The sequence below is a fragment of the Pseudomonas sp. Z1-14 genome (assembly GCF_051132005.1).
In the GTDB taxonomy this organism is placed as follows: Bacteria; Pseudomonadota; Gammaproteobacteria; order Pseudomonadales; family Pseudomonadaceae; genus Aquipseudomonas.
Genome location: NZ_CP071646.1, coordinates 3,938,919 through 3,957,433, shown reverse-complemented (window position 1 = coordinate 3,957,433; position 18,515 = coordinate 3,938,919). Strand labels below are relative to the sequence as shown.

18 protein-coding genes are annotated in these 18,515 nt (G+C 63.0%); 7 read left to right on the top strand and 11 right to left on the bottom strand.

Translation table 11 applies throughout. The features are described 5' to 3' along the window. Positions 1–193 precede the first annotated feature (193 nt). From J3P89_RS17845 to J3P89_RS17815, 7 genes are all read left to right on the top strand, one after another. The gene (locus tag J3P89_RS17845) at positions 194–1,015 is read left to right on the top strand and encodes an alpha/beta fold hydrolase (RefSeq protein ID WP_434695096.1); all 822 of its coding nucleotides are present in this window, start codon (positions 194–196) and stop codon (positions 1,013–1,015) included. 60 nt (positions 1,016–1,075) lie between these two features. Then, positions 1,076–2,023, top strand: a complete 948-nt coding sequence (locus J3P89_RS17840) for a LysR family transcriptional regulator (RefSeq protein ID WP_305495573.1) — start codon at positions 1,076–1,078, stop codon at positions 2,021–2,023. Continuing rightward, the gene (locus J3P89_RS17835; protein WP_434695095.1) at positions 2,020–2,433 is read left to right on the top strand and encodes a DoxX family protein; all 414 of its coding nucleotides are present in this window, start codon (positions 2,020–2,022) and stop codon (positions 2,431–2,433) included. Before J3P89_RS17840 ends, J3P89_RS17835 begins: the two co-directional genes overlap by 4 nt. Next, positions 2,426–3,064 carry an antibiotic biosynthesis monooxygenase gene (locus J3P89_RS17830; protein ID WP_434603694.1) on the top strand — a complete coding sequence of 213 codons (639 nt, stop codon included), beginning with the start codon at positions 2,426–2,428 and terminating at the stop codon, positions 3,062–3,064. Before J3P89_RS17835 ends, J3P89_RS17830 begins: the two co-directional genes overlap by 8 nt. 118 nt (positions 3,065–3,182) lie before the next feature. Continuing rightward, positions 3,183–5,021: an amidohydrolase gene (locus J3P89_RS17825; RefSeq protein ID WP_434605052.1), complete on the top strand. Its 1,839-nt coding sequence runs from the start codon at positions 3,183–3,185 to the stop codon at positions 5,019–5,021. A 143-nt stretch (positions 5,022–5,164) separates the two neighbouring features. Beyond that, the gene (ycaC, locus tag J3P89_RS17820) at positions 5,165–5,794 is read left to right on the top strand and encodes an isochorismate family cysteine hydrolase YcaC (RefSeq protein WP_030141308.1); all 630 of its coding nucleotides are present in this window, start codon (positions 5,165–5,167) and stop codon (positions 5,792–5,794) included. A 243-nt stretch (positions 5,795–6,037) separates the two neighbouring features. After that, a complete protein-coding gene (locus tag J3P89_RS17815) occupies positions 6,038–6,916 on the top strand; it encodes a LysR family transcriptional regulator (protein ID WP_434695094.1) in 879 nt (292 codons plus the stop codon). 56 nt (positions 6,917–6,972) lie between these two features. Here the strand turns inward: J3P89_RS17815 and J3P89_RS17810 are convergent, their stop codons facing one another. The 11 genes from J3P89_RS17810 to nuoG form a co-directional block, all read right to left on the bottom strand. Continuing rightward, entirely contained in the window at positions 6,973–7,446 is a 474-nt protein-coding gene (locus J3P89_RS17810; protein WP_305495568.1) for a hemerythrin domain-containing protein, read from the bottom strand. Positions 7,447–7,671: 225 nt separating this feature from the next. Beyond that, the gene (locus J3P89_RS17805) at positions 7,672–7,947 is read right to left on the bottom strand and encodes a type II toxin-antitoxin system RelE/ParE family toxin (protein ID WP_434674022.1); all 276 of its coding nucleotides are present in this window, start codon (positions 7,945–7,947) and stop codon (positions 7,672–7,674) included. Next, entirely contained in the window at positions 7,947–8,219 is a 273-nt protein-coding gene (locus J3P89_RS17800; RefSeq protein ID WP_434695093.1) for a CopG family ribbon-helix-helix protein, read from the bottom strand. Before J3P89_RS17800 ends, J3P89_RS17805 begins: the two co-directional genes overlap by 1 nt. A 235-nt stretch (positions 8,220–8,454) precedes the next feature. Then, complete coding sequence (nuoN, locus tag J3P89_RS17795; protein WP_003203388.1) at positions 8,455–9,918, bottom strand: NADH-quinone oxidoreductase subunit NuoN; 1,464 nt, start codon at positions 9,916–9,918, stop codon at positions 8,455–8,457. 7 nt (positions 9,919–9,925) lie between these two features. Next, positions 9,926–11,458, bottom strand: a complete 1,533-nt coding sequence (gene nuoM / locus J3P89_RS17790) for an NADH-quinone oxidoreductase subunit M (RefSeq protein ID WP_434569028.1) — start codon at positions 11,456–11,458, stop codon at positions 9,926–9,928. A gap of 39 nt (positions 11,459–11,497) precedes the next feature. Then, positions 11,498–13,351, bottom strand: a complete 1,854-nt coding sequence (gene nuoL, locus J3P89_RS17785; RefSeq protein WP_434603702.1) for an NADH-quinone oxidoreductase subunit L — start codon at positions 13,349–13,351, stop codon at positions 11,498–11,500. Beyond that, positions 13,348–13,656, bottom strand: a complete 309-nt coding sequence (gene nuoK, locus J3P89_RS17780) for an NADH-quinone oxidoreductase subunit NuoK (protein WP_003180046.1) — start codon at positions 13,654–13,656, stop codon at positions 13,348–13,350. Before nuoK ends, nuoL begins: the two co-directional genes overlap by 4 nt. Before the next feature lie 4 nt (positions 13,657–13,660). Then, entirely contained in the window at positions 13,661–14,161 is a 501-nt protein-coding gene (gene nuoJ, locus J3P89_RS17775; protein ID WP_434695092.1) for an NADH-quinone oxidoreductase subunit J, read from the bottom strand. A 9-nt stretch (positions 14,162–14,170) separates the two neighbouring features. Beyond that, complete coding sequence (gene nuoI, locus J3P89_RS17770) at positions 14,171–14,719, bottom strand: NADH-quinone oxidoreductase subunit NuoI (RefSeq protein WP_072392816.1); 549 nt, start codon at positions 14,717–14,719, stop codon at positions 14,171–14,173. A gap of 11 nt (positions 14,720–14,730) precedes the next feature. Continuing rightward, complete coding sequence (gene nuoH, locus J3P89_RS17765; RefSeq protein WP_186609329.1) at positions 14,731–15,738, bottom strand: NADH-quinone oxidoreductase subunit NuoH; 1,008 nt, start codon at positions 15,736–15,738, stop codon at positions 14,731–14,733. Beyond that, the gene (gene nuoG, locus J3P89_RS17760; protein ID WP_434624708.1) at positions 15,735–18,449 is read right to left on the bottom strand and encodes an NADH-quinone oxidoreductase subunit NuoG; all 2,715 of its coding nucleotides are present in this window, start codon (positions 18,447–18,449) and stop codon (positions 15,735–15,737) included. Before nuoG ends, nuoH begins: the two co-directional genes overlap by 4 nt. Between the last annotated feature and the right edge of the window lie 66 nt (positions 18,450–18,515).

The following is an 18,515-nucleotide window of genomic DNA, read 5'->3' as shown; positions in this document are numbered from 1 at the left end:
CCCCAAAAGCACCACCCCAACCAATCTGGCACACCGAAGTGACAATTCCTGGGGCTGCTGCGCAGCCCAGCGGGAGCAAGCTCCCTCGCCACAAAAGCACCTCAGTCCCAAAAAAATTAACAACGTTTAACTCACGCACATGCCTCTCCTGGCCGGACCATTGAATGATCCACCGACCTCAAGGAATCACGTCATGAGCACTTTCATCACCCGCGACGGCACCGAGATCTACTACAAGGATTGGGGCAGTGGCCAACCGGTGGTCTTCAGCCACGGCTGGCCGTTGAATTCGGACAGTTGGGAGGCGCAGATGATGTTCCTGGCGTCCAACGGCTATCGGGTGATTGCCCACGACCGTCGTGGTCACGGGCGTTCCAGCCAGCCCTGGGACGGCAATGACATGGACACCTACGCCGATGACCTGGCCGAGCTGATCGAGCGCCTGGACCTCAAGGACGCGGTGTTGCTCGGTTTCTCCACCGGCGGTGGCGAAGTGGCGCGCTACATCGGTCGGCACGGCGCCGCCCGCGTCGCCAAGCTCGGCCTGATCTCGGCGGTCACGCCGCTGATGCTCAGGACCGCGGCCAACCCCGGCGGCCTGCCCGTTGAGGTATTCGACGGCTTCCGCCAGGCCTCCCTGGCCGATCGTTCTCAGCTATACAAGGATGTGGCCAGCGCGTTTTTCGGCGCCAACCGTCCGGGTGCCAAGGTGTCCCAGGGCATGATCGACTGGTTCTGGATGCAGGGCATGCTCGCCGGCCACAAGAACGCCTACGACTGCATCAAGGCCTTCTCGGAAACCGATCTTTCCGAAGACCTGCGCAACATCGACGTGCCGACCCTGGTGGTGCATGGCGATGACGACCAGGTAGTGCCGATCGAAACCGCCGGCATCGCGGCCGCCAAGCTGCTCAAGAACTCGCAGCTGCTGGTCTATCCGGGCGCGCCCCATGGTCTGACCGACACCCACAAGGACCGGCTGAACGCCGACCTGCTGGCGTTCATCCAGGGTTGATCAAGCCATGAACCTGTGGGAGCAAGCCAGCTCCCACAGTTTAAACAGGACCTCACACCCATGAACCGCAACGATCTACGCCGCCTCGACATGAACCTGCTGGTGATCTTCGAGGCGCTGATGTTCGAGAAGAACCTGACCCGTGTCGCCGAAAAGCTCTTCATGGGCCAGCCGGCGGTGAGCGCGGCGCTCGGGCGGCTGCGGGATCTGTTCGATGATCCGCTGCTGATCCGTCACGGGAGGGGCATGGAACCGACGCCTCGGGCCCTGGCGATCCTGCAAGAGTTGCAGCCGGCCATGGACACCATTTCCGGCGCGGTCAGCCGGGCCAAGGCGTTCGACCCGTCCACCAGTTGCGACGTGTTCCGCATCGGTCTGTCCGATGATGCCGAATTCGGCCTGTTTCCACCGCTGCTCAGTCAATTGCGCGAAGAAGCGCCGGGCATCATCGTGGTGGTGCGCCGGGCCAATTTTCTGCTGATGTCGTCGTTGCTCGCCAGCGGCGAAATCAGCGTCGGCGTCAGCTACACCACCGATCTGCCGGCCAATGCCAAGCGCAAGAAACTGCGGGACATTCCCTGCAAGGTCCTGCGTGGCGACAAGCGCCCGGGGCCGCTGACCCTGGACGACTACTGCTCGCGACCCCACGCCATGGTGTCGTTCTCGGGCGACCTGAGCGGCAATATCGACCTGGACCTGGCGCGCATCGGCCGGGCCCGCAAAGTGGTCTTGGCGGTGCCGCAATTCAGCGGCCTGCGCGCCTTGCTGGCGGGCACCGAGCTGATCGCCACGGTACCGGACTACGCCGCCTGCGCGCTGGTGGAGGGCTGCGCCTTGCGCGCCGAAGACCCGCCGTTCGAGATCAATGCCGCCGAGTTGTCGATGGTCTGGAGCGGCGTGCACGACAACGACCCCGCCGAGCGCTGGCTGCGCTCGCGCATCGCCACCCACATGTCCCAACCGTTGCCGGCAGCCGCCTCGACGGACCCGGCCGGAGCTCACCGATGAACACCACTGACGAACGCCGCATGCAGGACCTCGGCCTGCTGTTACTGCGCCTGAGCGGCGCGCTGTTTTTGCTGTGGGTCCATGGCTTGCCGAAGCTGCTGAACTACAGCGCCGAGCTGACCCGCATCGAAGACCCGTTCCACCTCGGCGCGGCGCCCACGCTGATCCTGGCGATTTTCGCCGAGGTGCTTTGCCCGCTGCTGATCATGGCTGGCGTGCTGGTGCGCCTGGCGTGCTTGCCCATCCTCTTCCTGCTGGCCGTTGCGCTGCTCGTGGTGCACCCGCAATGGAGCCTGGAAGAAGGCCAGTTCGGCTGGTTGCTGCTGATCATATTTACCAGCGTGTTCATTGCTGGCCCGGGAGGCCTGGCGATCAACGCGCGTTTTGCTGGAGTGCTGCGTCATGCCTGAATCCCAAACCCTTGAATCAACCGCGATCCCGGCGATCCCCGGCTTCGATGAAATCGTCACCCTGGTAGTCAAGCACCGGGTCAAGGCCGGGCAGGACGGCGCCTATGAAGCCTGGTTGCGGCGCATCGTCAGCGTGGCCGGCCAATGGCCGGGGCATCTGGGCGTGGACGTAGTCCGGGGCAAGCAGGGCGGGTTGTCGCTGTTCACCTGCGTGCTGCGGTTCTGCTCCACCGAGGCCATGCAGCGCTGGCTGGACTCGCCCGAGCGCCGCGAACTGGTGGAAGAGGCCGCGCCGCTGCTGGCGGACGGCGACCAGACAGAAGTCGCCCCGCACAAGGAATTCTGGTTCGCCCCGCTGGCCGATGCCGCCACGCCGCCACCGCGCTGGAAGCAATCGGTGGTGACCTTGCTGGTCATCCTGCCGCACACCTTGCTGGTGCCGTTGCTCTGGGGCCCGCTGTTGCAACTCAACGCGTTTCTGTCCAACTACGTGGTCGCCACGTTCCTGATCACCGTGACCATCGTGCTCTCGGTGGTGTACGTGTGCATGCCGCTGGCGACGCGTCTGTTCGCGCCGTGGCTGGAAGCGTCCAAGGCCCACCAACACCTGGAGCCCGGCGATGGCCAATAAAGACGACCCGACCGATCCGCTGCGCCGCCAGTTGCTGGCCGCCGGATCCCTGCTCAGCGCGGCGGCGGCTTTCTGGCCACGCCTGTCTCTTTCCTCTTCCCATCCAGAAGGACATCCAATGAACGCCGATCTGATTCTGTTCAATGGCCAGTTCCATACCGTCGACCGTGAAAAACCTCGCGCCAGCGCGGTTGCCATCAGCCAGGGGCGTTTCGTCGCCGTGGGCACCGATGCCGAGGCCATGGCCTTGCGTGGCAGCGGCACCCAGGTCATCGACCTCAAGGGCCGCACCGTCATTCCCGGCCTCAACGACTCGCACCTGCACCTGATCCGCGGTGGCCTGAACTACAACCTGGAGCTGCGTTGGGAAGGCGTGCCGTCTTTGGCCGACGCCTTGCGCATGCTCAAGGACCAGGCCGATCGCACCCCGACCCCGCAATGGGTACGGGTGGTGGGGGGCTGGAACGAATTCCAGTTCGCCGAAAAGCGCCTGCCGACCCTGGAAGAACTGAACCAGGCCGCGCCCGACACCCCGGTGTTCGTGTTGCACCTGTATGACCGCGCCTTGCTCAACCGCGCCGCGCTGCGGGTGGCCGGCTACACCCGCGACACGCCGAACCCGCCGGGCGGCGAGATCGTTCGCGATGCCAACGGGAATCCGACCGGCATGCTGGTGGCGCGGCCCAACGCGATGATCCTTTACTCGACGCTGGCGAAAGGGCCGAAGCTGCCGCTGGAATACCAGGTCAACTCCACCCGCCAGTTCATGCGCGAGCTCAATCGCCTGGGCCTGACCAGCGCGATCGACGCCGGCGGCGGCTATCAGAACTACCCGGACGACTACGAAGTCATCGAGCAGTTGGCTCGCGAGCAGCAGTTGACGGTGCGCATCGCCTACAACCTGTTCACCCAGAAGCCCAAGGAAGAACTCACCGACTTCAAGAACTGGACCGGCAGCGTCAAGCTGCACCAGGGCGACGATTTCCTGCGGCACAACGGTGCCGGGGAAATGCTGGTGTTCTCGGCGGCGGACTTCGAAGACTTCCTCGAACCGCGTCCGGACCTGCCGCCGGGCATGGAGCAGGACCTGGAGCCGGTGGTGCGTCATCTGGTCGAGCAGCGCTGGCCGTTCCGCCTGCACGCCACCTATGACGAATCCATCAGCCGCATGCTCGACGTGTTCGAGAAGGTCAACCGCGACATTCCGTTCAACGGCCTGCCGTGGTTCTTCGACCACGCCGAGACCATCACGCCGAAAAACATCGAGCGGGTCCGGGCGCTGGGCGGTGGCATCGCGATCCAGGACCGCATGGCCTTCCAGGGTGAATATTTCGTCGACCGCTACGGCGCCAAGGCCGCCGAAGCCACGCCGCCGATCAAGCGCATGCTGGCCGAAGGCGTACCGGTGGGCGCCGGCACCGACGCCACCCGGGTCTCCAGCTACAACCCGTGGACATCGCTGTACTGGATGGTCAGCGGCCGCACCGTCGGCGGCCTCTCGCTGCACGAAGAAGGCCTGCCGCGGCTGACCGCGTTGGAGCTGTTCACCCATGGCAGCGCCTGGTTCTCCTCGGAGCAGGGCAAGAAGGGCCAGATCAAGGTTGGCCAACTGGCGGACCTGGCAGCCCTGAGCGCGGATTTCTTCAGCGTCGAGGAAGAAGCCATCAAGTGGATCGAATCGGTGCTGACCGTGGTGGACGGCAAGGTCGTCTATGCCGCCGGCGACTTCGAAAAACTCGGCCCGGCCAGCGTCCCGGTACTGCCGGACTGGTCGCCGGTGGTCAAGGTTCCCGGCCACTGGCGCCCGGCTTCGCCATTGCAGGCGCAAGTCCACCAGTGCAGTGGGCCGTGCAAGGTGCATTCCCACAGCCATGAACGGGCGCGTCTGTCGAACGTGCCGGTCAGCGACTTCCAGGGTTTCTGGGGCGCGTTTGGCTGTTCGTGTTTTGCCTTTTAACTGACAAGCATATTTCCCTGTGGGAGCGGGCTTGCTCGCGAAAGCGGTGTGTCAGCTTGCAAGGTTGTCGGATGTGACGACGCCTTCGCGAGCAAGCCCGCTCCCACAGGGGGCTGTAACATCCATCCCAAAGGAGTCATCCCATGAGCAACGTTCCCGCCTACAACCGCCTGAACAAAGACGACGCGGTGGTCCTGCTGGTCGATCACCAGACTGGCCTGATCTCCCTGGTCCAGGATTTCTCGCCCAACGAGTTCAAGAACAATGTGCTGGCCCTGGCTGACCTGGCCAAGTTCTTTGGCCTGCCGACCATCCTGACCACCAGTTTCGAACAGGGCCCCAATGGCCCGATCGTGCCGGAGCTCAAGGAAATGTTCCCGGACGCGCCGTATATTCCGCGCCCTGGCCAGATCAATGCCTGGGACAACGAAGACTTCGTCAAGGCGATCAAGGCCACCGGCCGCAAGCAATTGATCATCGCCGGCGTAGTGACCGATGTCTGCGTGGCGTTCCCGACCCTGTCGGCCCTGGCTGAAGGTTTCGACGTGTTTGTCGTGACCGACGCCTCGGGTACGTTCAACGAAACCGTGCAACAGGCCGCCTGGGTGCGCATGACCGCCGCCGGCGCGCAGATGATGAACTGGTTCTCGGTGGCCTGTGAGCTGCACCGCGACTGGCGCAACGACATCGAAGGCCTGGGTAACCTGCTGTCCCAGCGCATCCCCAACTACCGCAACCTGATGAACAGCTACTCGGCGCTGACTGCCAAATAAGCGCGCCTTGCTGGACGACGCCCGCCTTGTGCGGGCGTTTTTGTGTCGGGCCTTTGATGGTGGGCAGCTGTACTGGCCTCATCGCGAGCAAGCTCGCTCCCACAGGTGATTTGTGAACGCCTCGAATCCCTGTGGGAGCGAGCTTGCTCGCGATGAGGCCGGCACATTCAACAGCTGGTCAATCTGACCTGCCAAGACCACAATGCCCGCTGGAACCCGATGACTGTCCACCACGGAATGACAATGAACCCCTTCGAAGAAATGCGCATCTTTGCCCAGGTCATGGAGTCGGGCAGTTTCACCGCCGCGGCGGACAAACTCGGGCTGTCCAAGCAGTTCGTCAGTCGCAAGTTGATGGAGCTGGAGCAACGACTGGGGGTTCGGTTGCTCAATCGCTCGACGCGCCGCCTGGACGTCACTCCGCTGGGCCAGCGTTATCACGAGGCGGCGTTGCGCCTGCTCAGCGAAGTCGAGCAGGTGGAGCAGGGCATCAGTGGCCAGACCAGCGAGCCGCGCGGAACCATCCGCCTCAGCGCTCCGTTGTCCTTCGCCGTGGCGCACCTGGGCAGCCTGCTGCCGCTGTTCTTGCAGCGCTACCCGGATGTCACCGTTGAGGTCGACCTGAGTGACCGTTCGGTGGATCTGCTGGGGGAGGGGTACGACCTCGCACTGAGGATCGGCGTGCTGGAAGATTCGACCCTGATCGCCCGGCGCATTGCGAGTATCGAGCGAGTGTATTGCGCGAGCGCCGCCTACCTGGCGCAGCGAGGCACGCCGACGCGACCGGAAGACCTGCGCACCCACGACTGTTTGCCGTACGGGCACAGCCGTCAGGTGCAGTGGCGATTCGCCGGAAAGGGCAAGCCGTTGGCGCTGGAAGTGGTGGGACGCATGCGTGCCAATAACGGCGACTTGCTCAGGGATGCGGCGATTGCCGGCATGGGGATTACTTATCTGCCGACCTTCATCCTCGGTGAGGCGTTGAGGGATGGGCGGCTGATCCAGGTGTTGGAGGGATTCGAGACCGAGCCGTTGACGCTGTCGGCGGTCTATCCGCAACACCGACAAAGCTCGCGACCGGTGCAGGCGTTGGTGGAATTCTTGCGTGAACACATGCGGTAGGTGGCGCAAAACGCATTCAGCCGTCCCTGGGACGGCTGAATTTCGAGACGCCTAGATCAGGCAGCCAGGTTGGCGGTGAACTCTTTTTTGTACTGGGCCTTCACGGCTTCCATCTGGTTGCCCAGTTCTTCGAGCTTGGCCTTGCCGAGGATTTCTTCGGCTTTAGGGAACATTTCTTCCTCTTCTTCTTCGATGTGATGCTCGAGCAGCTCCTTGACCACTTTCACGCGACCGGCGAACTCAGGCTGGGAAGGGTCGGTGTTTTTCAGGTCGGGCAGCACCAGGGAATCGACGGTGCGGTGCTCTTCCTTGGCTTCGTAGTACATCTCGGCTTCGTCCTTGCCGCCTTCCTGCTTGAAGGCCGGATAAAGGATTTCTTCTTCCAGGCGGGTATGGATAGACACTTCCATTTCCAGCTTGGCCAACAGTTCGGTGCGTTTCTTGATGGCGCGGTCGGTTGATTCGCTCAACTGGGACAGGATGCCCTTCACGCGTTCATGGTCCGCTTTCAACAGGTCGATGGCGTTCATGTGTTGCTCCTCGGTCATTCACGGATGCGGGCCGGCTTCAAGCGCCGACGCCACGTAACAAGGACAGGTGCATCCACCGTGCCAGCCGAGCCGCTTGATAAAATTCTTGGTAATCAATGACTTATATTATCGAGGATTTTCGCCATCGTGCAGGCTGCATGAGGCCCGCTGAAAACGCCTTGCACTTTGCGCTGCCGCGGGTGTTGGTGGCTGATCGAGCCCAGGTCATCGATCTTCGCGTGTGTGCCACAGGCGTAGCAGGTAAAGGGTGGAGCCGATTATTTCATAGCGCATTTCGTAGGGGCCGACCTGGATTCTGCGCACGTTCCGAGGGTCGAACTCTTCCAGGCGTTCACCCATGCGTGGGTTGGTCAGCAGAGCGGTCGGCGCCGCCGTGAGCTGTTGTACCGTTCGCGCGGCGGCGGGTTGGTTCACCAGCGCCAGAAATTCATAAAGTCGGGCGATGTCGGAAAGCGCCTTGCTGGTCCACTTCAACTCCATCAGCGCGGTACCGGTAACGGGGTGTCGGTGCTGAGACTGTCGGCCCAAGCCTGGACAGCCTGGTGATCAACCACGCGGCCAGCGTCAACATCGGCCAATGCCTCATGAGTCAGACGGCTGCGTTCCTCCTCCTGTTCGATCCAGGCAGATAGCGCTTGTTTGACGATCCAGTTCCTGGAGCGCTCCAGGCGCTCGGCCATCAGGTCGACTTTTTCAGCCAGGTCCACCGGGACATGAGCGGTGACCGACCGGGTTTTCGTGGTGGTTGTCATGACGGAATTCTCCTTGGCGGTTGGCTGTGCAAGCCAGTCTTCTAGGGCGATGATTATAGATGAGTGGTTGCGATTTAATCTGCCAAAAAATTAATCAAACCTAATAACAATTTCGGAAAACCACCAAACCGTGGCGAGGGAGCAAGCTCCCTCGCCACGGTTTCAAATCCAGCGCAAAAAAAATGCCCGCATCTCACGATACGGGCATTTTTTGTCAGCGATGACGCTCAGGCATTCAGCCGGTCAGGCCCGCCTGCTGGACCAGCGTCAGCAACGGCTGCGGGTACACACCGAGGAAGAACGCCAGGACGGCGATGGCCAGCAGCATCACGCCGCCTGCCTTCTGTTCCCAGTGCAGCTCGGCATCGTGACGACGCAGGTTGGGTTCCATCAGGTACAGGGTGACCATCACGCGCAGGTAGTAGAACACGCCGATGGCACTGCCCAGCACCAGGGAGCCGACCAGCCACCACTGGTGGGCCTCGACGCCGGTGGCGATGATGTAGAACTTGCCGATGAAGCCGGCGGTCAGCGGGATGCCGGCCAGGGACAGCATCATCACGGTCAGCACGGCGGTCAGGTACGGACGGCGCCAGAACAGGCCGCGGTACTCGTACAGGGCGTCGGCGTCGCGGCCGTTGTACGGCGAGGACATCAGGGTGATCACGCCGAAGGCGCCGAGGCTGGTGATCACGTAGGTCACCAGATACACGCCGATGGCTTCCACGGCCAGGCCTTTGCTGGCGATCAGGGCGATCAGCAGGTAGCCGAAGTGGGCGATGGACGAGTAACCGAGCAGACGCTTGAGGTTGCTCTGGGTCAGCGCCAGCAGGTTGCCAAACAGGATCGACGCGATGGCGATGATCGTCAGCACATTGCTCAGGACACCGCTGCTGGCCACTGGCGAGATCTGGAACAGTCGCACCATCACCGCGAACACCGCCACTTTCGAAGCGGTAGCCAGGAACGCCGCCACCGGCGCCGGGGCGCCTTCGTAGACGTCCGGGGTCCAGAGGTGGAAGGGCACCAGCGACAACTTGAACGCCAGGCCGATCAGCATCATGCCCAGGCCCAGTTGCGCGATCGGGCTAGGCAGGCCGGTGGCCGCCAGGGCCTGGCCGATGCCGACGAAGCTCAGGGTGCCGGCTTCGGCGTAGAGCAGGGCCATGCCGAACAACAGGAACGCGGAACCGGCCGCCGACAGCACCATGTACTTGATGCCAGCTTCCAGGGAGCGCTTGTTGAAGAAGGCATAGGCCACCAGGCCGTAGACCGGTACCGACAGCAGCTCCAGGCCAATGAACAGGCTGGCCAGGTGCTGTGCGCTGACCAGGACCAGGCCACCGGCGGCGGCCATCAGGATCAGCAGGTACAGTTCTTCGCGGTTGCCCGGGTAACCCGAACCGCCATCACCCAGGTAGGCGTGGGCGAGGGTGACGCAGGCGAGGGTGGCGACCAGGATTAGCGCCATGTACAGGCAGGCGAAGCTGTCGATCTGGATCAGTGGCGTGACCGCCAGAGGCGCGACTTTCAGGGCCGGCAGGATCGACAGCAAGGCCAGGTTCAGCCCCGCCACCGACAGCAGGAAGGTCTGCGAATGATTGCGCCGCCAGGCGATCGCCAGCATCACCACGATGATCGTGGCGCTGGTGATCAACAGCGGCGCAAGCGCGATAAAGTGTTGAATCGTGAATTCCATAGCGCTCTTACCGGGCCGAAGCGAGTTGAGAGAAGGCGGTGCCGAGCCACTGCTGCACGCCATGCATCGTGGCGGCAGAGGTGTCGAGGAACGGTTGCGGGTAGACGCCGAGGTAAACCAGCAGCACCGCAAGGCCGAGCACCATGATCAGTTCGCGACCGTCCATGCCCCGCAACACTTCGTCCGACTTGGCGGGACCGAAGTAGGCGCGGTGGATCATGATCAGCGAGTAGACCGAACCGAACACCAGGCCGGACGTCGCGATCGCGGTGATCCACGGTGCGCTGACGAACGAGCCGATCAGGATCAGGAACTCGCCGACGAAGTTGCCGGTGCCTGGCAGGCCCAGGGACGCGGCTGCGAAGAACAGGCTGATGGCCGGCAGGTAGGCGATGCGCGACCAGATGCCGCCCATTTCACGCATGTCCCGGGTGTGCAGGCGCTCGTACAACTGACCGCTGAGGATAAACAGCGCCGCGGCCGACAGGCCGTGGGCGAGCATCTGGATCACCGCGCCTTGCAGGGCCAGCTGGCTGCCGGAGTAGATCCCGATCAGCACGAAGCCCATGTGCGAGACGCTGGAGAAGGCGATCAGGCGCTTGATATCGCTCTGGGCAAATGCCAGGAACGCACCGTAGAAAATCCCGATCAGGCCCAGGGTCATGGCAATCGGCGCGAACTCCGCCGAGGCATTCGGGAACAGCGGCAGGGCGAAACGCAGGAGGCCGTAGGCCGCCGTTTTCAACAGGATACCGGCCAGGTCCACGGAACCGGCGGTCGGTGCCTGGGCGTGGGCGTCCGGCAGCCAGGAGTGGAACGGCACCACCGGCAGCTTCACCGCGAAGGCGATGAAGAAGCCCAGCATCAGCACGTATTCGGTGGTGCGCGACATCTGCACTTTCAACAGGTCGGCGTAATTGAAGGTAATCACGCCAGTATTGTTGAAGTTCACCAGCACCAGGCCAAGGATCGCCACCAGCATGATCAGGCCGGAAGCCTGGGTGAAGATGAAGAACTTGGTCGCCGCGTAGATCCTGGTTTTCTTGCCGTCCGAAGAACTGTGACCCCAGAGCGCGATGAGGAAGTACATCGGCACCAGCATCATTTCCCAGAAGAAGAAGAACATGAACAGGTCCAGCGCCAGGAACACGCCGACGACACCGCCCAGGATCCACATCAGGTTCAGGTGGAAGAAACCGACGTGACGCTGGATCTCTTTCCAGGAGCAGAGTACCGAGAGAATACCCAGCAGGCCGGTCAGCAGGATCATCAGCAGCGACAGGCCGTCGAGGGCCAGGTGCACGCTGATGCCGAAGCGCTCGATCCAGGTGTGCTTGAACTCAAGCGCCCAGGTCGGGTCGGCGCCAGGGGCCGGTGCAAATGAATAGTCGCCGGTCGCCCACAGCCAGAGGCCGAGCGCGAGTTCCAGGGACATGGTCAGCAGCGCAATCCAGCGCGGGAGGGTAGAGCTGGAACGCTCCGCCATCCAGCACAGCAGGCCGCCGATGAAGGGGATCAGGATTAGCCAGGGCAGAATCATGACGGGCTCGTTTCCTTTCGCAAGTTCGCAAGGTTCATATCAGACCGCTACCAGCACGATGGCGCCGATAACCAGCACGGCGCCAGCCGCCATGGAAGCCGCATACCAACGCAGTTGACCGGTCTCGGTACGGCTCAGGGCGGTGTGGCCGCCCTTGGCCATGCGCGGGATCAGGCCAATGGTCTGGTCGAGCGGGTCTTTGCGCAGAATGTGGCTGATCGCAAGGTATGGCTTGACGAACAGTTTGTCGTAGATCCAGTCGAAGCCCCAGGCGGCGAACCACCAGGCCGAGAGGAAACGCCCGATGCCGCTGTTGGCGATGGCCGTGACGAAGCGGCGCTTGCCAAGGAACAGCAGGGCGGCCAGCAGGATCCCCGCCAGGGCGATGGCACCCGAGGCGATTTCCAGGCTGTGCTTGGCTTCGCCGCCGGCATGGCCGACGCTTTGCGGCAGCACATCGGCCAGCGGTGGGGTGATCATTGCGCCGACAAAGGTCGACAGCACGATCAGCACCGACAGCGGCAGCCAATGGGCGATGCCGTGGCCGGCGTGGGCTTCGGTCTTGGCTTCACCGTGGAACGCGATGAAGATCAGGCGGAAGGTGTACAGCGAAGTCATGAACGCACCCACCAGGCCGGCATAGAGCAGACCCTGGTTACCGCTGGCGAACGCTTCCCAGAGGATTTCGTCCTTGGAGTAGAAACCGGCAGTGACCAGTGGCAGGGCCGCCAGGGCCGCGCCGCCAACGATGAAGCTGGCGTAGGCCAACGGCAGTTTTTTCCACAGGCCGCCCATCTTGAAGATGTTCTGCTCGTGGTGGCAGGCAACGATCACCGCACCGGAGGCAAGGAACAGCAGGGCCTTGAAGAAGGCGTGGGTCATCAGGTGGAAGATCGCGCCTTCCCAGGCGCCGACACCCAGGGCCAGGAACATGTAGCCGATCTGGCTCATGGTCGAGTAGGCGAGGATACGCTTGATGTCGGTCTGCACCAGCGCGGCGAAACCGGCCAGCACCAGGGTCACGCCGCCAACGAGGCCGACCAGGTGCAGGATGTCCGGCGCCAGGGCGAACAGGCCATGGGTACGGGCGATCAGGTAGACGCCCGCGGTGACCATGGTCGCGGCGTGGATCAGTGCCGAAACCGGGGTCGGGCCGGCCATCGCGTCCGCCAGCCAGGTCTGCAGCGGCAGTTGCGCGGATTTACCGACAGCACCGCCCAGCAGCATCAGGGTCGCCAGGACGATCCAGAAATCACCGGCCTTGAAGTGCTCCGGAGCACGAACCAGCAGCTCCTGGATGTTCAGCGTGCCCAGTTGCTGGAACAGGATGAACAGGCCGATGGCCATGAACACGTCGCCGATGCGGGTCACGATGAATGCCTTGAGCGCGGCGTTACCGTTGTTGCGGTTGCTGTAGTAGAAACCGATCAACAGGTACGAGCACAGGCCCACGCCTTCCCAGCCGAAGTACAGGAACAACAGGTTATCGCCGAGTACCAGGAACAGCATGCTGGCGATGAACAGGTTGGTGTAGGCGAAGAAACGCGAGTAACCAGCTTCACCGCGCATGTACCAGGAGGCGAACAGGTGGATCAGGAAACCCACGCCGACCACCACGCCAAGCATGGTCACCGACAGGCCGTCCAGGTAGAGGGCGAAGTTCGGCGTGAAGCCTTCCACCGCCATCCATTGCCACAGCACCTGCACGTACCGGCCACCTTCCGGTGGGGCGACGTTGAATTGCCAGATCACATAGGCCGTGACGAGGGCGGACAGGCCGATCGAGCCCACGCCGACCAGCGCCGAAAGGTTTTCCGACCAGCGTCCACGGGAGAACGACAGCAGCAGGAAACCGATGAGGGGAAATACGAAAGTCAGGAAGAGAAGGTTCATCCGCGCATCTCGCTGGCAGCGTCAATATCGAGAGTGTGGAAGCGGCGGTACAGCTGCAACAGGATCGCCAGGCCGATACTGGCCTCGGCGGCTGCCAGGCTGATCACCAGGATGAACATGATCTGTCCATCCGGTTGCGCCCAGCGCGCGCCCGCGACGATGAAGGCCAGGGCGGAGGCATTCATCATGACCTCCAGGCTCATCAGCACGAACAGAATGTTGCGGCGGACCATCAGGCCGACCAGACCGAGACAGAACAGGATGCCGGCAACCGCCAGACCATGCTCGAGAGGGATAGCAGGCATGTGATTACTCCTTCGCCTCGTTACGGCCCAAATGGAACGCCGTGACGACTGCGGCAAGCAGCAGCATCGAGGCGAGTTCGACCACCAGCAGGTACGGACCGAACAGGCTGATGCCCACGGCCTTGGCGCCTACGGTGGTGTGGCCGATGGCCTGGCCGCTCTGGTGGGCGAACAGCACATACAGCAGTTCACCCAGCAGCAGCGCGGAGAGAATCACCGGCCCGGCCCAAATGCCCGGCTTGAGCCAGGAGCGTTCCTGCTGGACGGCCGCCGGACCCAGGTTGAGCATCATCACCACGAATACGAACAGCACCATGATGGCGCCGGCGTAGGCGATCACTTCCAGGGCACCGGCGAACGGTGCTCCGAGAGCGAAAAAGGTCATGGCCACGGCGATCAGCGAAATGATCAGGTAGAGCAGGGCGTGCACGGGGTTGGTGTTGGTGATCACACGAAGCGTGGACACCACCGCGATACCCGATGCGAAATAGAAAGCGAATTCCATCTTTCTTCCTTAAGGCAGCAAGCTCTTCACGTTGATCGGTTCGGCTTCGTTCTGCGCGGCGCCTTTCGGCTTACCGGCAATGGCCATACCTGCAACACGATAGAAGTTGTAATCAGGGTTTTTACCGGGACCGGAAATCAGCAAGTCTTCTTTCTCGTACACCAGGTCCTGACGCTTGAAGTCGGCCATTTCGAAATCCGGCGTGAGCTGGATCGCGGTGGTCGGGCACGCTTCCTCGCACAACCCGCAGAAAATGCAGCGCGAGAAGTTGATACGGAAGAAGTCCGGGTACCAGCGACCGTCTTCGGTCTCGGCTTTCTGCAGCGAGATGCAACCTACCGGGCACGCCACGGCGCACAGGTTGCAGGCCACGCAGCGTTCCTCACCGTCGGGGTCGCGGGTCAGGACGATACGGCCGCGATAACGCGGCGCCAGGTAGACCGCTTCTTCCGGGTATTGCAGGGTGTCGCGCTTGCGAAAGCCATGGCCGAAGATCATGACCAGGCTTCGCAGTTGGGTACCGGTACCCTTAACGATGTCGCCAATATATTTGAACATGGGTCAAATCCTCACTGAACCGCGGCCGCAGGCGCGTTCATCAAAACGATCGCAGCGGTCACCAGCATGTTGATCAGGGTCAGCGGCAGGCAGAATTTCCAGCTGAAGTCCATCACCTGGTCGTAGCGTGGGCGCGGGATCGAGGCGCGCAGCAGAACGAACAGCATGATGAAGAACGCGGTCTTCAGGGCGAACCAGACGAAGGACAGTTGCGGCAGGATGCCGAACGGACCGTGCCAGCCACCGAAGAACAGCGTTACCAGCAGCGCCGAGATCAGGATGATGCCGATGTACTCGCCAACGAAGAACATGCCCCATTTCATGCCGGCATATTCAATGTGGTAACCGTCGGCCAGTTCCTGTTCCGCTTCCGGCTGGTCGAACGGGTGACGGTGAGTCACGGCCACGCCAGCGATGAAGAAAGTACAGAAACCGAAGAACTGCGGAATGATGAACCACAGGTTCTGGGCCTGGTACTCGACGATGTCGCGCATGTTGAACGAGCCGGCCTGGATCACGATGCCCATCAGCGACAGGCCCATGAACACTTCATAGGACACGGTCTGGGCCGAGGCCCGCAGGCTGCCGAGCAGGGCGAACTTGTTGTTGCTCGACCAACCGGCGAACAGCACCGCGTACACCGAAAGACCGGCCATGGCGAAGAAGAACAGCAGGCCGATGTTCAGGTCCGCCACGCCCCAGGTCGGGGTGATCGGGATGACCGCGAAGGCGATCAGCAAGGCGCTCATGGCCACGACCGGTGCCAGGGTGAAGATCACCTTGTCGGCAAACGGTGGCGTCCAGTCTTCCTTGAAGAACATCTTGATCATGTCGGCGGCGATCTGGAACATGCCGAACGGGCCGACGCGGTTCGGACCGTAGCGGTCCTGCCACCAGCCGAGCAGGCGACGTTCGACGAAGCTCAGCAACGCGCCGCAGACCACCACGGCCAGCAGGATCACGATGGCCTTGAGGACCGTCAGGATCACCGCGATCACTTCAGGGGTGAACCAGCTCATTGCGCCGCCTCCTGCAGACCGTCGACAGTCTTGCCGAAAATCGCCGGTGGAATGCCCGCCAGGCCAGCCGGCAGGGCCACCAGGCCGGCGCCCAGTTCTTCATTGATGCGCAGCGGCAGACGCAAGGTCCGGCCCGCAACGTTCAGGCTCAGCAAGGCGCCATCGTTGACGCCCAGGCGATCGGCTTCGGACTTGGCCAGCGACACGTAGGCCGCCGGGATGCGCTCCTGCACCGGCTCGGCCTTGGAAGAGTTCTCTTCACTGCCGAACAGGTGATGGAACGGCACGACCTGCCAGGTGCCTGGTGCCGGATTGAAGGCGCGTGGCACGCTGGCGAACCAGCCGAGGCCATCGCCCTGGCTTTCGATCAGGCGGGTGCCCGGATCACCGGCGCGCAGGTGACCGCCGACTTCGTCCTGGAACTTGTTCCAGGCTTGCGGCGAGTTCCAGCCCGGCGACCAGGCGAACGGCACCTGGGAGCGCGGTTCGGCGGAGCCCGAGTAACCTTCCATGGAGAAGGCGAACGCGGTGTCCTGGTCCTGCGGCATACGCGGTTCGTGCACGCTGATGTTCGCGCGCATCGCGGTGCGACCGGAGTAGCGCAGCGGTTCGCGCGCCAGCTTCAGGCCCTTGATGCGGAACGCGGCGGACGGCGCGGCGTCGACGATGCGGTTCAACTGCGGGCTGCTCGAAGCGACGGCGGCGGTGACGTGGTCCAGCTGGGTCCAGTCGATCGGCTGGTTCAGCAGGGTCGCGCGCAAGGCATGCAGCCAGCGCCAGCCTTCGTGGACCAGGATGCTGGCGTCCAGGTATTGCGGGTCAAAGACCTGGAAGAAGCGCTGGGCGCGACCTTCCTGGCTGACCAGCGTACCGTCGCCTTCGGCGAAGCTCGCCGCCGGCAGCACCAGGTCGGCGCGGTCGGTGGTGGCGGTTTTCTGATGGTCGGCGACGATCACTACCTTGGCAGCGTTCAGCGCAGCATCGACCTTGGCATTGTCGGTGCGGGTGAACAGGTCGTTCTCCAGCACCACGATGGCATCGGCGCTGCCGTCGATCACTGCTTGCAGGGCGGCATCGACCGATTCGCCACCGAGCATGGCCAGGCCGAGGCTGTTGGCTTCCGGCACGACCAGGCTGATGGAACCGTTCTTCTCGCGCAGCTTCAGGGCCTTGGCGATGTTGGCGGCGGCTTCGATCAGCGCCTTGGAACCCAGCGAGGTGCCGGCGATGATCAATGGACGCTTGGCCGCCAGCAGGGCGTCGGCGATGCGCTGGGCCAGGCCGGCGGCTTCGCTGTCCAGGCCGTCGACGGCCGGGGCGCTGGCGTCCAGGGCGTGGGCGACGGCAAAACCGATGCGCGCGAGGTCGTCCGGAGCGGCGTGGACGCATTCTTCGGCGACGTCGTCGAGCTTGGTTTCAGCGAGGCTGGCGATGAACAGCGGGTTCAGCGCGTCCTGGCCGATGTTCTTCACCGCAGCGTCGAGCCATGGCTGGACGCGCATGGCGTCGGCCATGTCCTCGGCCTTGCCTTTTACCGACTGGCGCAGGGCCAGGGCCATGCGGGCGGCGGTCTGGGTCAGGTCTTCGCCGAGGACGAACACCGCATCGTGATCTTCGATGTCGCGCATCGTCGGCACGGGCAGCGGGCTGTCCTTGAGCACTTGCAGCACCAGGCGAATACGTTCCAGCTCGCCGGCTTCGATGCCGCTGTAGAAGTGCTCGGCACCGACCAGCTCACGCAGGGCGTAGTTGCTTTCCAGGCTGGCCCGTGGCGAACCGATGCCGACAATGTTGCGACCGCGCAGCAGTTCGGCGGCCTTGTCCAGGGCTTCGTCCAGGCTCAGCTTTGCGCCATTGGCGAGCAGCGGCTGGCGCGGGCGGTCCTTGCGATTGACGTAGCCATAGCCGAAACGGCCACGGTCGCAGAGGAAATACTGGTTCACCGAACCGTTGTAGCGGTTTTCGATGCGCCGCAGTTCGCCGTAGCGTTCGCCCGGGCTGATGTTGCAGCCGCTGGAGCAGCCGTGGCAGATGCTTGGCGAGAACTGCATGTCCCACTTGCGGTTGTAGCGCTCGGAGTGAGTCTTGTCGGTGAACACACCGGTCGGGCAGACCTCGGTGAGGTTGCCGGAGAACTCGCTTTCCAGGGTGCCGTCTTCAACGCGACCGAAGTACACGTTGTCGTGGGCGCCGAACACACCGAGGTCGGTGCCGCCGGCGTAGTCCTTGTAGAAACGCACGCAACGGTAGCAGGCGATGCAGCGGTTCATCTCGTGGGAAATGAACGGGCCGAGGTCCTGGTTCTGGTGGGTGCGCTTGGTGAAGCGATAACGGCGCTCGTTGTGGCCGGTCATCACGGTCATGTCTTGCAGGTGGCAGTGACCGCCTTCCTCACAGACCGGGCAGTCGTGAGGGTGGTTGGTCATCAGCCATTCGACGACGCTGGCGCGAAACACTTTCGCTTCTTCGTCGTCGATGGAGATCCAGCTGCCGTCGGTGGCGGGAGTCATGCAGGACATGACGATCCGACCACGCTTGTCGTTCTCGTCGGTGTACTGCTTGACCGCGCACTGGCGACAGGCGCCAACGCTGCCAAGGGCGGGGTGCCAGCAGAAATAAGGAATGTCGAGGCCCAGCGACAGACACGCCTGTAACAGGTTGTCTGCGCCATCGACTTCGAGCTCTTTGCCGTCTACGTGGATAGTGGCCATGGTTCAAAGTTCTTCGTTGGCCCGGTGTCAGCGGGCGTGGCTAATGGAATCTTGTTGTTCGTCCGA